This is a genomic window from Streptomyces huasconensis (assembly GCF_021028635.1).
Lineage (GTDB): Bacteria > Actinomycetota > Actinomycetes > Streptomycetales > Streptomycetaceae > Streptomyces > Streptomyces huasconensis.
Map to the genome: position 1 here is coordinate 906,323 of NZ_CP086119.1, position 13,876 is coordinate 920,198.

The window sequence follows — 13,876 nt, forward strand, 5'->3', positions numbered from 1 at the left end:
ATGTACAGTGCTCGCATGAGTACTCCGGAGCGTCTGATCGAGTCCACCCGCGAGCTGCTGTGGGAGCGGGGTTACGTCGGCACGAGCCCCAAGGCGATCCTGCGGCACGCGGGCGCGGGACAGGGCAGCATGTACCACCACTTCGCGGGCAAACCCGACCTCGCGCTCGCCGCCATCCGGCGTACGGCCGAGGAGATGCGGGCCACCGCCGAGGCGGTGCTGGGCGGTTCCGGGTCGGCGTACGCGCGCGTCGAGGCGTACCTCCTGCGCGAGCGCGATGTGTTGAGGGGCTGCCCGGTCGGGCGGCTCACGATGGACCCGGACGTCATCGCGAGCGACGAGCTGCGCGCACCCGTCACCGCCACCCTCGACTGGCTGCGCGACCGCCTCGCCGGAATCCTCCAAGAGGGCGTGGACCAGGGCGAGTTCGCGCCCACGCTCGACCCCATGGAGACCGCTTCGGCGATCGTCGCGACCGTGCAGGGCGGCTACGTCCTGGCGCGCTCGTCAGCCACCCCCACCGCCTTCGACGCGGCGGTACGCGGCCTGCTCGCACTCCTTCGTGGCATGACCCCCGGTTGCGGTGCCCCGGTCGATGCCCCTGCCGCCACCACGTCGTCCAACTAGGCCTGCCACAGGGACATACGCGATGCATGCCATGCAGTACGAGATCACCCTGCCCGCCGACTACGACATGGACGTCATCCGCCACCGCGTCGCGTCGAAGGGCCATCTCCTCGACGCGTTCCCCGGGCTCGGCTTCAAGGCCTATCTGATGCGCGAGCGCGGCCGGGACGGCGGCTCGCCCGTCAACCAGTACGCGCCCTTCTATCTCTGGAACACCGCCGCGGGCATGCACTCCTTCCTCTGGGGCCCCGGTTTCCAGGGGCTCTCCGACGATTTCGGACGGCCCGTCGTACAGCACTGGCCGGTCCTCGCGTACGAGGAGCAGGCCGCGCCAAGGGGCACGGCGAGGGCGGCGGTGCGCCGCCGGCAGAGAATCCCCGAGGCCGCGCGGCTGCCGCAGGTCGCTGAGGAACTGGCGGATGGGGCACGGAAGTTGGCGGTGGAGGAGGGTGCGGTGAGCGCGTTGGCCGCCGTCGACCCGCACACCTGGGAGGCGGTGCACTTCTCGCTCTGGGAGCACGAGGCACCCGAGGGGCTCGGTGACGTCTTCCAGGTGCTGCACCTGTCGACGCCCGAGGGCGAACAGCTGAGGAACGGACGGCAGTGGTGACCGCGCGGCTGCCGGGCGCCACGCGCACAGGCCGCACAGCCGCCCCCGCGGTCCGCACGGTCCTCGGTGACATCGCCCCGGCGCGGCTCGGGGTCTGCGACGCCCACGACCACCTCTTCCTGCGCAGCCCTCAACTCCCGGGCCAGGAGCTGGATTCGGCACGGGCGGCGGCCGACGAGCTGGCGGCGTTCCATGCGGCGGGCGGGCGGAGCGTCGTGCAGTGGACGCCGCACGGCATGGGTCGTCAGGCGGGGCGGCTACCGGAGTTGTCCCGGGCGGCGGGCGTCCATGTCGTCGCCGCGACGGGGCTGCACCAGGCCGCGCACTATGCCACGGAGGCGTTGGAGCGGCTCCGGAGGGAGGGCCTGGCCGATGTGTTCATCCGTGAACTCACCGACGGCATCGGGCACTCCGGTGTCCGGGCCGGGCTGATCAAGGTCGCGGGCGGCTTCCACTGCCTCGATGCCCACGCCCGCTGGACGATGACCGCCGCGGCCGAGGCCCACCACGCGACGGGCGCGCCGATCGCCGTCCACCTCGAACTGGGCACCGCCGGCATGGACGTACTCGACCTGCTCTGCGCGGAGTTGGAAGTGCCCGCGCACCGCGTGGTCCTCGGCCACCTCAACCGCTCCCCCGACCTGGTGGTCCACCACAGGGCCGCCGAGGCGGGCGCCTTCCTGGCCTTCGACGGCCCGTCCCGCGCCCATCACGCCACGGACTGGCGCATGCCGGACGCGGTGCGCTCGCTGGCCGACGCCGGCTTCGGCGACCGCCTGCTGCTCGGCGGCGACACGACCACGGCGGACGCGCGCTCGGTGCGGGGCGGCCCCGGCATGCCCCATCTGCTCCGCGGGGTGCGCTCCCGGCTCGAACTGGCCGTGGGTGCGGAGCTGACGGAGCGGATGCTGACGGTCAACGCGGGGCGGGCGTTCGCGGTGGAGTGGTCCGGGGGCAACGCCTGACAGGGCTGGTCAGCGCCGGTGAACGCAAGAGCGCCGAGCCAACCGCCGACTAGCCGGCCGAGCGGACGTAGACCCGATAACCGTATTGCACCGCACGTTCCAAAACCGGTACGGTTCCCTCATGGCCCGACCGAGGACTTTCGACGAGGAGCGGGCCCTGGACGCGGCGATGCACGCCTTCTGGGAGAACGGCTACGAGGCCACCTCCACCCAGGACCTGTGCGCAGCCACCGGCCTGGGCCGCAGCAGCATCTACAACACGTTCAGCAGCAAGCACGACCTGTTCCGGCGCGCCCTGGCCCGCTACATGGAGACCATGAACGCCCGGCAGCTCGACATCCTGGAGGACGTGGAGCGTTCCGGCCTGGAGCGCGTCCGCGCCCTCCTCGCCCTGATCGTCGAGGGCGAGTTCGAGCACCGCAAGGACGGGCACAGCATCGGCTGCCTCACCGTCAACACGACCGTCGAGCTGGCCGCCCGCGACCCCGAGGCGGCCGCCATGCTGGAGCGGGACCTCGCGGCGCGGCTCACCATGCTGCGCACCGCGATCCGCTCCGGCCAGCGCGCCGGCGACATCACGGTCGAGCGGGGCGCGGACACCCTGGCCCGTTACGTCAACGCCGTCATCGGCGGCATGCGCGTGGCCGCACAGGGCGGCGCCGACCGGGCCACCCTGGAGGTCATCGCGGAGACCGCGCTCGACGCCCTGCTCCCCCGCTAGCGACACCCGGGGCCCGCCCCGCGGCCGCCCCACCCTCACGCACACCTTCGTCACGCCTTGATGCACACCGCCTTCGCGCTTCACGGCTTCGTTTTGTACCGATCCATCTAAAACAATCCATCCGACAGGAGCACACCACCATGCCCCGTGCCGTATACGTACTGGCCCTAGGCATTTTCGCCATGGTGACCAGCGAGTTCGTGGTCGCAGGACTGATGCCCCAGATGGCCGCGGGGCTGGACGCCACGATCCCCGAGATCGGTTACCTCATCACCGCCTTCGCCGCCGCGATGGCTTTCGGTGGCCCCTTCCTGACGATCGCCCTGCTGAGGATGCGTCAGAAGTCCGCCTTGCTCCTGCTGTTCGGCATTTTTCTCGCCGGGAACGTGCTCGCCGCGCTCGCGCCCGACTACCGCACGATGCTCGTGGCCCGCGTCCTCACCGGTATCGCCTCCCAGGCCTTCTTCGGCGTCTCCATCTCCCTGGCCTCCCGGCTCACGCGGCCCGAAATACGCGGGCGCGCCGTCGCCGTGGCCCTCAACGGGCTGATGCTGGGCACCCTGCTCGGCCTGCCGCTCTCCACCGTCATCGGTGAACACCTCGGCTGGCGTGCCGCGTTCTGGGCCATCACCGTCCTGACCGTGCTCGCCGCCCTGGCCACGCTCGCCGGAGTGCCGAGCGCCGACGGGGACGCGGAGGAGAGCGGCGGGCTGCGCCAGGAGCTGAGCACCTTCCGCAACCCGCGGCTGTGGCTCACCCTCACCACCAGCACCTTCGTGATCGGCGCCACCTTCTCCGCCTTCAGCTACCTCAACCCGATCCTCACGCAGATCACGGGCTTCTCCACCGGCACCGTTCCGCTGCTGCTCATCGCGTACGGCGCCGCGACCGTCGTCGGCAACACGCTCGTCGGGCGGCTCGCCGACCGCCGCACCATCCCCGTACTCGTCATCGGTCTCGCGCTGAACCTCGCCTTCCTGACCGGGTTCGCGCTCCTCGCCCGACTGGCCGTGCCCGCCGTCGTGATGATGCTGGGCATCGGCCTCGTCGGCGTCACCATGAACCCGGCCCTGGTCACCCGCGTCCAGCGTGCCGGCAACGCCCGGCCGCTGGTGAACACCGTCCACTCGTCGTTCATCACCCTCGGCATCATCATCGCCACGTCCGTGGGCGGTCCCGCCATCGACGCCTTCGGGCTGCGGGCACCGCTGTGGATCGGCGCGGGCCTCGCCGCGCTCGGCCTCGTCACGCTCCTGCCGGACGCGCTGCGTCGCCGGGCCGGGGCGCGAACGCGAACGGTCGAAGCCGTGTCGGACGCGGCGGTGTCGGCGGAAGCGGTGTCGGCCGAACCCGGGCGGCAGGCCTCGCGTGAGGTGCCCGAGGCGGTCTAGCCGAGCGCCCCGAGGGGGTCGTCGAGCACGGGCTGCCAGGCCAGCTCGGCGGCTCCCACCAGGCTGTTGTGGTCCAGCGTGCAGGCGAGGATCGGCACGCTGCCGCTGCGCCCCCAGAGGCTGCGGTCCGCGACGACGGCACGCAACCGCTCGGGGTCGGCCTCCAGGAGGGCGCGGTGCAGGCCGCCCAGGATGATTCGGTCCGGGTTGAGGATGTTGACGAGCCCCGCGAGGCCCAGACCGAGCCGGTCGATCAACGCCTCGGCCGCGGAACGCACAGCCGGATGACCCGCGGACCGTACGGCCGAATCCGCCGCCCCCGCCCCTGCGGCCGGGCCCGCGTACGCGTCCCGGAGCAGCGCGCGCGCCTGCACGAGCAGCCCCTCGGGGCCCGGCTCTCGGCCCGCCTCCGTGAGGAAGGCGAGCGGGTCCGTCTCGACGTCCAGGCAGCCGCGGCTGCCGCAGTGGCAGGGGCGCCCCTCGGGGTTCACCGTGAGGTGGCCGACCTCCAGGGCGAGGCCCGAACTCCCGGTGTGCAGACGGCCGTCGAGGACCAGGGCGCCGCCGACGCCGCGGTGGCCGGTTGCCACGCACAGCAGGTCGCGCGCACCGCGGCCCGCGCCGTGGCGGTGCTCGGCGAGGGCGGCGAGGTTCACGTCGTTGCCCGCGAAGGCCGGCCCCTCGATGCCCGCGGCGCGCACGCGCTCGGTGAAGATCTCCCGGACCTGCGCGCCCGCGGGCCACGCCAGGTGCAGCGGATTGAGGGCGGTGCCCTCCGGCTCCGCCACCGCGGACGGCACCGCGAGACCCGCCCCCACGCAGCGCCTGCCGGTCTCCCGCAGCAGCTGCGCGCCCGCGTCGACCACGGAGCCGATGACCTGGGCGGGGTCGGCGTCGACGGTCTCGCAGCCGGGGGCGGTCGCGACGGTGCGCCCGCCGAGCCCGACGAGCGCGGCCCGGAATCCGTCGGCGTGCACTTGCGCCGCCAGCGCGACGGGCCCCTCCTCCGCGACGGAGAGCCGGTGCGAGGGCCTGCCCTGCGATCCCGCGGCGGCGCTCGGCCTGGCGTCGATGCGGATCAGGCCGAGCGCCTCCAGCTCGGCGGCGACGGCACCCGCCGTGGCGCGCGTGACGCCCAGCTCGGCGGTGAGCACGGCACGGGTCGGGGCGCGCCCGGTGTGGACCAGTTCGAGCGCGGGACCCAGCGCGCCGCGCCCTCGCTCCAGGCGGGTACGCGTGGTCACTTCCCCCGCGGCACGGGGGTCAGCCTTGCCGTTCATGAGGGCGAGTCTCCCATGATCCGTACACGGCATCGCCGCTCCCGCTTCATCCGCTCGTTCCGTTCCGCTTCTGGGCCGTCGGACCACCTGAGCCGTCGAACCGTCTCAGCCGTCGGACCGCCTGAGCCGTCAAACCGCCTGGGCGGTCAAACCGTCTTGTACGCCGCCGGTGCGCACCTCTACTCTGACTTTGTGCCGCCACTAAACAAACTCGGGACCGCAGCGTCGCGGCCCACCGCCCCCGGCCTCCGCCGCCTGCGCGCGGCGCTCACCGTCTTCTTCGCCCTCGACGGCTTCGTCTTCGCCGGCTGGGTCGTCCGCATCCCCGCCATCAAGGAACAGACCGGCGCCTCGGCGAGTCAGCTCGGGCTGGCGCTGCTCGCGGTCTCGGCCGGCGCGGTGGTGACCATGACGCTGACCGGGCGGCTCTGCGAGCGCTACGGCAGCATCCCGGTCACCGTGGCCTGCGGTGTACTGCTTCCGCTGAGCGTCGCGCTGCCGCCGCTGACGGACTCCGTGCCGGTGCTCGGGCTCGTCCTGCTCTTCTTCGGGGCCGCGTACGGCGGTATCAGCGTGGCGATGAACAGCGCCGCCGTCGACCTGGTGAGCGCGCTGCGGCGGCCCGTGATGCCCAGCTTCCACGCGGCGTTCAGCCTGGGCGGCATGCTCGGCTCGGGCCTCGGCGGCCTCGTCGCGGGGCACCTCTCCCCCACCCCCCACCTCCTCGGCATCACCGTCATCGGCCTGGTGATCACCGCGGTGACGGCCCCCGCGCTGCTGCGGTACGGGGCGGCGGACCGGACACGGCCACACACCGCCGCACAGCCGAAGCCGAAGCCGCAGTCAGAGCCGAAGCCGCAGCCACAACCGAAGCCGCGGGCCGTCACAACCGCCGCGCGCGGCCACAGCACGCCCCGCATGGACCGCCGTACCCGTGCCCTCGTCCTCGTGTTCGGCCTCATCGCGCTGTGCACCGCGTACGGCGAGGGCGCCATCGCGGACTGGGGCCCGCTGCACCTGGAGCAGGACCTGCACGCGCACCCGGGCATCGCCGCCGCGGCGTACGCGTGCTTCGCCCTCGCCATGACCGTCGGCCGCCTGATGGGCACCACGCTCCTCGAACGGCTCGGCCGCACCCGCACCGTGGTCGGCGGCGGCGCGACGGCGTGCGCCGGGATGCTGCTGGGCGCCCTGGCACCCTCGACGGGTCTCGCCCTGGCGGGCTTCGCCGTCACCGGGCTCGGGCTCGCCAACATCTTCCCCGTGGCGGTCGAACGCGCGGGCGCGCTGGCCGGTCCCGGCGGGGTCGCCGCCGCGTCCACCCTCGGCTACGGCGGCATGCTCGTGGGGCCGCCGCTCATCGGCTTCATGGCGGACTGGTACTCCCTGCCCACGGCACTGACGAGCGTCGCCGTGCTGGCAGGGGTCGCCGCCTGCGTCGGCTTCGCGACGCGGCGCACGGAACACGCGGCCCTCACGGCTCATACGCCACACACGGAGGACGTGGGCCATACGGAAACGGTCTGACATCTTCCGGAGGCTGGGGTTCGACCGCACTCCATCCGACAGACTCTCCGCATGAACATTTCCCGCTACATCCAAGTGATCAGCGCCGAAGGGCAGTTGCTCGCCCGGGCCGCCGAACAGGCGGAGCCCGACGCCAAGGTTCCCACCTGCCCGGACTGGGAGGTGCGGGAGCTGCTGCGGCACACCGGGATGGTGCACCGCTGGGCGGCGGCGTTCATCACCGAGCGGCGGACCGAGTTCCGGCTCGGCGGGAAGCTGCCCGAACTGGACGGCACAGCGCTCCTCGACTGGTTCCGCGAAGGCCACGCCGCGCTGGTCGACACGCTCACCACCGCGCCGCCCGACGTCACCTGCTGGACCTTCCTGCCCGCCCCCTCACCGCTGACCTTCTGGGCCCGGCGGCAGGCGAACGAGACCACCGTCCACCGGGTCGACGCCGAGTCCGCGCGCGGCGGCGCTCCGTCGCCGGTCGCCGTCGAGTTCGCCGTGGACGGGATCGAGGAGCTGCTGCTCGGCTTCCACGCGCGGGAGAAGAGCCGGGTGCGCAGCGCCGTCCCGCGGGTGCTGCGGGTGCGGGCGACGGACACGGCCGACGAGCGGGTCTGGACCGTACGGCTCTCCGAGGGGCCGCCCGTCACGGAGCGCGGCGCCGCGGCCCCGGCCGACTGCGAGATCTCCGGCCCGGCCGGGCGGCTCTATCTGGCCTTGTGGAACCGGCTGCCGTTCCCCCAGGTGACCGGCGACCACTCACTCGCCGCGCTGTGGCGGGAGAGGTCCGCCATCGTCATGCGCTGACCCGCGACCGGCAGCGGCGGGTTCAGGCGGAGTCGGACTTGGGGCCAGGCTTGGGGCCGGCGCCGCACTCGGAGCCGGCGAGCATCCGCCTGAGCACCGCCCGCTGCAACGGCCGCACCTCGCGGTGGAGTTCACGCCCCTTGTCGGTCAGGGAGACCCGCACCCCTCGCCGGTCCTCGCTGCACATGCCGCGCTCGACGAGGCCGTCCTTCTCCAGGCGCCCGATGAGACGCGAGAGCGCGCTCTGGCTCAGGTGGACCTGCGAGGAGATCTCCTGGACGCGGAACGCACAGCCGCCGTCGTCCGAGGCCCCCTCGGCCAGGACGTCGAGGACCTCGAAGTCGCTCGCCCCCAGGCCGTGCGGATGCAGCTCACGGTCGAGTTCGCACAGTGTGCGCGCATGCACCGCGAGGATGTCCCGCCATTGATCCACGAGCCCCTGCTCGGCCGTATTCGCCGCCATGACATGCGACGGTAGCAGAAAGCACCCCTTTTGTTGCATCGTAATTAAATGCACTTGCAGTCAATGCATGTGCATGTATCTTGCTGCGCATGACTTCTCCGCTCACAGCTGTCTCCGCGTCCCCGGAGCGCTGGACCCCCCGCCTGTGGGGCACCCTGCTGGTGCTCTGCGCCGCGATGTTCCTCGACGCGCTCGACGTATCGATGGTGGGCGTCGCCCTGCCCTCCATCGGCTCCGAACTGAACCTGACCACCTCGACCCTCCAGTGGGTCGTCAGCGGCTACATCCTCGGCTACGGCGGGCTGCTGCTCCTCGGCGGACGCGCCGCCGACCTGCTGGGCCGCCGCCGCGTCTTCCTCATCGCGCTCGCCGTCTTCGCGCTCGCCTCGCTGCTCGGCGGCTTCGTCGACTCCGGGCCGCTGCTGATCGCCAGCCGGTTCATCAAGGGGCTGAGCGCCGCCTTCACCGCCCCCGCCGGCCTGTCGATCATCACCACCACGTTCGCCGAGGGCCCGGTGCGCAACCGCGCGCTCACCATCTACACCACCTGCGCCGCCACCGGCTTCTCCATGGGCCTCGTCCTGTCCGGACTGCTCACCGAGGCCAGCTGGCGCCTGACCATGCTGCTGCCCGCGCCCATCGCGCTCCTCGCCCTGATCGCCGGCCTCAAGCTGATCCCGCGCAGCGCCCGCGAGCAGAACAAGGGCGGGTACGACATCCCGGGCGCCGTCACCGGCACAGCCGCCATGCTGCTGCTCGTCTTCACCGTCGTGGAGGCCCCCGAGGCCGGCTGGGCGTCGGCCCGCACGCTCCTCTCCTTCCTCACCACCGCCGCCCTGCTCGCCGTCTTCGTCCGCATCGAACTGCGCTCCGCGAGCCCGCTGATCCGCCTCGGCGTCCTGCGCTCCGGACCCCAGCTGCGGGCGCAGCTCGGCGCGATGACGTTCTTCGGCGGCTATGTGTCCTTCCAGTTCCTCGCCACGCAGTACTTCCAGTCGCTGCTCGGCTGGTCCGCCCTGGAGACCGCGCTCGCCTTCCTGCCCGCGGGAGCCCTGGTCGCCCTCTCCTCGACGAAGGTCGGCTCGGTGATCGACCGGTTCGGCACGCCGCGGGTGATCGTGGCCGGGTTCGTCCTGCTCGTCGCCTCGTACGTGCTGTTCCTGCGCATCAGCCTCACCCCCGCGTACGCGGCCGTGGTGCTGCCGTCCATGGTCCTGCTCGGCTTCGCCTGCGCCCTGGTCTTCCCCTCGCTCAACATCCAGGCCACCAACGGCGTGGACGACGACGAGCAGGGCATGGTCTCCGGGCTGCTCAACACCTCGATCCAGGTGGGCGGCGCGATCTTCCTCGCGATCGTCACGGCCGTGGTCACCGCGTCCTCCCGCTCCGGGGACTCCTCGCCGCAAGCCGTGCTGGACAGCTTCCGGCCGGGGCTGATCGTGGTGACCGTCATCGCCTTCGCCGGACTGCTCATCACCCTCACCGGGCTGCGGACACGGCGTACGAAGGAGACGATCGTCGTCACGAAGTCGGTGCCGTCCCCCGAGGCCGCCCGGGAGCACGTGGCCGTAGGTGACTGACGCGGTGTGAGCCGGGGGCCCGGCGGCCATCCCTTGCCCGCCGGGCCCCCGGCTGTGACACTCCCTCGCATGGCACCTACGGGGTATGGGGGGCGGCGGTCGGCCGCCGAGCGGGACGCGATCACGATCGAGATCGGCTACGCGCTCGTCAGCGGGGTGGTCGTGGCCCTCGCGGTGTTCGGCGCGGTGACGGCCGGTCCGCTGCTGGCGTTCGACCCGCCGCGCGCCGTCGCGAGCGCGCTCATGACGGCGGGTCCCGTGCTCGCCGCGCTCGTGTTCGTGGTGCGGGTGGCCACCGTGCTGTGGCGGTTCCACGGGCAGGCGCGGGCGGCGACTCAGCCCAGCCAGCCGGGGCGGACCAGCCCCGACTCGTAGGCGACGACGACGAGTTGGGCGCGGTCGCGGGCGCCCAGCTTCACCATCGTCCGGCTCACGTGCGTCTTGGCGGTGAGCGGGCTGACGACCAGGCGGCGGGTGATCTCCTCGTTCGACAGGCCGATGCCGACCAGCGCCATCACCTCCCGCTCGCGCTCGGTGAGTCCGCTCAGGGCGTCGGCGGCGGCCGGTTCCTTCGAACGCGCCGCGAACTCGGCGATGAGCCGGCGGGTCACGCCCGGCGAGAGCAGCGCGTCACCGTCGACCACCGCCCGCACCGCGCGCAGCAGTTCGTCCGGCTCGGTGTCCTTGACGAGGAAACCGGAGGCTCCGGAGCGGATCGCCTCGAAGACGTACTCGTCCAGTTCGAAGGTGGTGAGCATCACCACCTTCACGCCGGCCGGGTCCGGCTCGCCGGTGATCCGGCGCGTCGCGGCGAGCCCGTCCAGCAGCGGCATGCGGATGTCCATCAGGACGACGTCCGGGCGCAGTTCGCGCACCGCCCGCACGGCTTCCTCGCCGTCCGCGGCCTCGCCCGCGACCGTGATGTCCGGCTGGGCGTCGAGGAGCGCCTTGAACCCCGCCCGGACCAGGGACTGGTCGTCGGCGAGCAGTACGCGAATCACTGGTCCTCCCGGGGTGCCGTGCGGTCCGTGCCGTCCCGGCCCGCCGCCAGGGGCAGTACGGCGGTCACCCGGAAGCCGCCGTCCGGGCGCGGGCCCGCCTCGATCGTGCCACCCAGGGCCGCGGCGCGCTCCCGCATCCCGGCGAGTCCGCTGCCGCTGCCGCCCGCCTCGGCCCCGGTGGCGGGTCCGTCGTCGTCGACGCGCAGCGTGAGCGCCGCCTTCTCGCGGCGTACCCGCACGCGCGCATGGCGCGAGCCGGAGTGGCGTACGACGTTCGTCAGCGCCTCCTGGACGATGCGGAACGCGGCGAGGTCCGCGCCCGGCGGCAGCTTGGCGCGGGTGCCCTCGGTGGTGACGTCCACGGTGAGGCCCGCGCTCCCGGCCTGCTCGACGAGTTCCGGCAGGCGGTCGAGGCCCGGCGCGGGGGCGCGGGGCGCCTCGCCGGGGCCGCGCAGGGTGTCCAGGACCTGCCGCACCTCACCCAGTGCCTCCTTGCTGGCGGTCTTGATGGTGGTCAGCGCGGTGCGGGCCTGTTCGGGGTCGGAGTCGAGCAGGGCGAGGCCCATGCCGGCCTGGACGTTGATGACGGAGATGCTGTGCGCGAGGACGTCGTGGAGTTCCCGGGCCATCCGCAGCCGCTCCTCGTCGGCGCGCCGCCGGGCGGCCCGCGCGCGCTCGGCACGCTCCTTGGCCCACTGCTCCCGGCGTACGCGGCCGACTTCGGAAACGGCGACGATCGCCACGACCCAGACGGCGACCACCGCCTCCCCGCCCCACGGCCGGGCCCCGTCGCCGTCGGGCGGCAGCCACCGGAAGAGCCAGTGCGCGAGGAGGAGATGCCCGGCCCAGAGCGCGCCGACGGCGCCCCACGCCGCGCGTCGGTGCCCCGCGACGACGGCGGCGAAGCAGGCCACGGCGACGGCGAGCAGGACCGGGCCGTACGGGTATCCGGCACCGAGGTAGACCAGCGTGAGCCCGGCGACGGCGTACGCGACGGGCACGGGGTGGCGGTGCCGGAACAGCAGGGCCGCCGTGGCCAGGAGCAGCAGCACGCGGGCGGCGGGTGTGAGACTCTCGCGGTCGCTCTGGCCGTGCCCGGCGAAACCGGAGCCGATCTGCACGAACGCGGTGAGCGCGACCGTCGTGAGCCAGGGCAGCCGCCCCGCCCCGTCTCGCGCCCCGGGGTACCACCAGGGCGCCCCGTACCGCCACGTCGGCGCTCCGTCCCACGCCGGGAACCCGCCCGGCCCGCGTTCGCGCTGCTCGTCCATGCCGGTCACGCTAGACGGCGGGCAGTGGAGCGGGCGTCCGCCAGGCGTGGTGATCAGGCGTACTCCCGGGGGAGTACGGGCGGCCGGTGCGATCCGGAGGGAGAGCGGGCGGCCGGTCGGCCCGGAGGCAGAGCGGGCAGCCGGTCAGCCCAGGGGACCTACGCGGGGCCGGTCGGCCCAAGGTGAGCAGGACGACCGCCGCGGCCGCGTCCGCCGGGCCGGTGGCCTGCGCCCGGGTGACCTTCTCGCCGAGGACGGACTCCAGGTGCCCCGCCAGGCGCTCTCGACCCACGCGCCGCTCCTGTGGCACGGCGGCGCGATACGTCGGCCCGCGGTGGCAGCCCTAACGGTCCATCGCGCTCAGCGCGCGGCCCGCCAGCGGATGTGTCCGTACCAGTTCCCCGAGCGTCGTGGAGCCGCGCGTGATCTTCGCGAAGGCGTTCCACGCGGGGCGGAAGCCCGTGATCGCCGCGTGGAACATGCCGGGGCGGCGCTCGAACATCTGGAGCAGGCGGCGCCCCACGCTCATCTCCACGCCGAGGCCCGCCTTGATCGCGAAGGCGTAGTTCAGGGCCTGGCGGCGGGCGTCCACCGCGTCGTGGGCCTCCGCGATCCGCACCGCCCACTCGCCCGCGAGCCGTCCGGAGCGCAGCGCGAACGAGATGCCCTCGCGGGTCCACGGCTCCAGGAGCCCCGCCGCGTCACCGCAGACCAGGACCCGGCCGCGGGAGAGCGGCGAGTCGTCGCTGCGGCAGCGCGTGAGGTGCCCGGAGGAGATGCTCGGCTCGAAGCCGGCGAGGCCGAGCCGGGCGATGAAGTCTTCCAAATACCGCTTGGTGGCGGCGCCTTCGCCGCGCGCGGAGATCACGCCGACGGTGAGGGTGTCGCCCTTGGGGAAGACCCAGCCGTAACTGCCCGGCATGGGGCCCCAGTCGATGAGGACCCGTCCCGCCCAGTCCTCCGCGACGGTCGCGGGCACCGGGATCTCGGCCTCCAGGCCCAGGTCGACCTGGTCGAGCTTGACCCCGACGTGCGCTCCTATGCGGCTGGCGCTGCCGTCGGCGCCGACCACGGCGCGGGTGAGGAGGGTCTCGCCGCCCTGGAGCACGACGGCGACGGTCCGCCGGTCGGGCACCTCGGGGCCGTGCTGCTCCACCCGCGCGACGGTGACGCCGGTACGCAGCTCGGCGCCCGCCTTCTGCGCGTGCTCGACGAGCTGCTGGTCGAACTCCGGGCGGTTGATGAGCCCGAAGAGCATCTGCCGGGAGCGGCGGGTGCGGGTGAACTTGCCGTCCAGGGAGAACGTCACCGCGTGCACCCGGTCCCGCAAGGGCAGCTCGAAGCCGGGCGGCAGGGCGTCGCGGGAGGGGCCGATGATGCCGCCGCCACACGTCTTGTAACGGGGCAGTTCGGCTTTCTCCAGCAGCAGCACGCTGCGTCCCGCGACGGCTGCCGCGTAGGCCGCCGAGGCCCCCGCGGGGCCGGCTCCGACCACGACGACGTCCCACACGTAACCGGCGTCGTCCGCTGAGTTCTCGCTGCTCACGTTGGTCTACCGCTCCTGATCCCGCTGTTGGCCGCGCTTTCCCCAGGCATCCTACGGCGGAGGTCCCGGGGGCCCTCCTGTGGGAGGATCACATGCACC

Annotated in this window: 15 protein-coding genes; 9 read left to right on the plus strand and 6 right to left on the minus strand. The window is 73.2% G+C overall.

Going from position 1 to position 13,876, the window contains the following annotated elements; genetic code table 11:
* Positions 1–15 precede the first annotated feature (15 nt).
* The 5 genes from J2N69_RS03965 (at position 16) to J2N69_RS03985 (ending at position 4,314) form a co-directional block, all read left to right on the plus strand.
* A complete protein-coding gene (locus J2N69_RS03965; protein ID WP_230899482.1) occupies positions 16–627 on the plus strand; it encodes a TetR/AcrR family transcriptional regulator in 612 nt (203 codons plus the stop codon).
* Between the two features lie 22 nt (positions 628–649).
* Complete coding sequence (locus J2N69_RS03970; RefSeq protein ID WP_230899483.1) at positions 650–1,237, plus strand: DUF4865 family protein; 588 nt, start codon at positions 650–652, stop codon at positions 1,235–1,237.
* Positions 1,231–2,202 carry a phosphotriesterase family protein gene (locus J2N69_RS03975; RefSeq protein ID WP_230899484.1) on the plus strand — a complete coding sequence of 324 codons (972 nt, stop codon included), beginning with the start codon at positions 1,231–1,233 and terminating at the stop codon, positions 2,200–2,202. The genes J2N69_RS03970 and J2N69_RS03975 overlap by 7 nt, the downstream gene beginning before the upstream one ends.
* Positions 2,203–2,323: 121 nt before the next feature.
* Entirely contained in the window at positions 2,324–2,923 is a 600-nt protein-coding gene (locus J2N69_RS03980; protein ID WP_230899485.1) for a TetR/AcrR family transcriptional regulator, read from the plus strand.
* A gap of 140 nt (positions 2,924–3,063) precedes the next feature.
* A complete protein-coding gene (locus tag J2N69_RS03985) occupies positions 3,064–4,314 on the plus strand; it encodes an MFS transporter (protein ID WP_230899486.1) in 1,251 nt (416 codons plus the stop codon).
* Here J2N69_RS03985 and J2N69_RS03990 read toward each other — a convergent pair.
* Positions 4,311–5,594: an ROK family protein gene (locus J2N69_RS03990; RefSeq protein ID WP_230899487.1), complete on the minus strand. Its 1,284-nt coding sequence runs from the start codon at positions 5,592–5,594 to the stop codon at positions 4,311–4,313. The two genes, J2N69_RS03985 and J2N69_RS03990, sit on opposite strands and share 4 nt — an antisense overlap.
* 192 nt (positions 5,595–5,786) lie before the next feature.
* On the opposite strand from J2N69_RS03990, the gene J2N69_RS03995 reads away from it, so the two are divergent.
* Positions 5,787–7,121 carry an MFS transporter gene (locus tag J2N69_RS03995; RefSeq protein WP_230899488.1) on the plus strand — a complete coding sequence of 445 codons (1,335 nt, stop codon included), beginning with the start codon at positions 5,787–5,789 and terminating at the stop codon, positions 7,119–7,121.
* Positions 7,122–7,172: 51 nt separating this feature from the next.
* On the plus strand, positions 7,173–7,916 hold the full coding sequence (locus J2N69_RS04000; protein WP_230899489.1) for a maleylpyruvate isomerase family mycothiol-dependent enzyme: 744 nt from the start codon (positions 7,173–7,175) through the stop codon (positions 7,914–7,916).
* Positions 7,917–7,938: 22 nt separating this feature from the next.
* Here the strand turns inward: J2N69_RS04000 and J2N69_RS04005 are convergent, their stop codons facing one another.
* On the minus strand, positions 7,939–8,379 hold the full coding sequence (locus tag J2N69_RS04005) for a MarR family winged helix-turn-helix transcriptional regulator (RefSeq protein ID WP_230899490.1): 441 nt from the start codon (positions 8,377–8,379) through the stop codon (positions 7,939–7,941).
* Positions 8,380–8,468: 89 nt separating this feature from the next.
* Here J2N69_RS04005 and J2N69_RS04010 point away from each other — a divergent pair, with 89 nt between their 5' ends.
* Positions 8,469–9,959 (plus strand): MFS transporter, encoded by a 1,491-nt coding sequence (locus J2N69_RS04010; protein WP_230899491.1) that lies wholly within the window; start codon positions 8,469–8,471, stop codon positions 9,957–9,959.
* A 69-nt stretch (positions 9,960–10,028) separates the two neighbouring features.
* Positions 10,029–10,334 (plus strand): DUF6332 family protein, encoded by a 306-nt coding sequence (locus J2N69_RS04015; protein ID WP_230899492.1) that lies wholly within the window; start codon positions 10,029–10,031, stop codon positions 10,332–10,334.
* On the opposite strand, the gene J2N69_RS04020 is transcribed toward J2N69_RS04015, so the two are convergent.
* From J2N69_RS04020 to J2N69_RS04035, 4 genes are read right to left on the minus strand one after another with little or no spacing between them, the layout of a single operon-like run.
* Positions 10,295–10,960 (minus strand): response regulator transcription factor, encoded by a 666-nt coding sequence (locus J2N69_RS04020; protein WP_230899493.1) that lies wholly within the window; start codon positions 10,958–10,960, stop codon positions 10,295–10,297. The genes J2N69_RS04015 and J2N69_RS04020 overlap by 40 nt on opposite strands.
* On the minus strand, positions 10,957–12,231 hold the full coding sequence (locus J2N69_RS04025; protein WP_230899494.1) for a sensor histidine kinase: 1,275 nt from the start codon (positions 12,229–12,231) through the stop codon (positions 10,957–10,959). Before J2N69_RS04025 ends, J2N69_RS04020 begins: the two co-directional genes overlap by 4 nt.
* A 10-nt stretch (positions 12,232–12,241) precedes the next feature.
* Positions 12,242–12,523 carry a hypothetical protein gene (locus tag J2N69_RS04030; RefSeq protein WP_230899495.1) on the minus strand — a complete coding sequence of 94 codons (282 nt, stop codon included), beginning with the start codon at positions 12,521–12,523 and terminating at the stop codon, positions 12,242–12,244.
* Positions 12,524–12,574: 51 nt separating this feature from the next.
* Positions 12,575–13,777 (minus strand): geranylgeranyl reductase family protein, encoded by a 1,203-nt coding sequence (locus tag J2N69_RS04035; protein WP_230899496.1) that lies wholly within the window; start codon positions 13,775–13,777, stop codon positions 12,575–12,577.
* Positions 13,778–13,876 lie beyond the last annotated feature (99 nt).

Bases quoted from the DNA above. Each gene is read 5' to 3' on its own strand.
- J2N69_RS04010 (WP_230899491.1), top strand. From the start codon at position 8,469: ATGACTTCTCCGCTCACAGCTGTCTCCGCGTCCCCGGAGCGCTGGACC.
- J2N69_RS04015 (WP_230899492.1), top strand. From the start codon at position 10,029: ATGGCACCTACGGGGTATGGGGGGCGGCGGTCGGCCGCCGAGCGGGAC.
- J2N69_RS03985 (WP_230899486.1), top strand. From the start codon at position 3,064: ATGCCCCGTGCCGTATACGTACTGGCCCTAGGCATTTTCGCCATGGTG.
- J2N69_RS03970 (WP_230899483.1), top strand. From the start codon at position 650: ATGCATGCCATGCAGTACGAGATCACCCTGCCCGCCGACTACGACATG.
- J2N69_RS04005 (WP_230899490.1), bottom strand. From the start codon at position 8,379: ATGGCGGCGAATACGGCCGAGCAGGGGCTCGTGGATCAATGGCGGGAC.
- J2N69_RS04000 (WP_230899489.1), top strand. From the start codon at position 7,173: ATGAACATTTCCCGCTACATCCAAGTGATCAGCGCCGAAGGGCAGTTG.
- J2N69_RS03980 (WP_230899485.1), top strand. From the start codon at position 2,324: ATGGCCCGACCGAGGACTTTCGACGAGGAGCGGGCCCTGGACGCGGCG.
- J2N69_RS03965 (WP_230899482.1), top strand. From the start codon at position 16: ATGAGTACTCCGGAGCGTCTGATCGAGTCCACCCGCGAGCTGCTGTGG.
- J2N69_RS04025 (WP_230899494.1), bottom strand. From the start codon at position 12,231: ATGGACGAGCAGCGCGAACGCGGGCCGGGCGGGTTCCCGGCGTGGGAC.
- J2N69_RS03990 (WP_230899487.1), bottom strand. From the start codon at position 5,594: ATGAACGGCAAGGCTGACCCCCGTGCCGCGGGGGAAGTGACCACGCGT.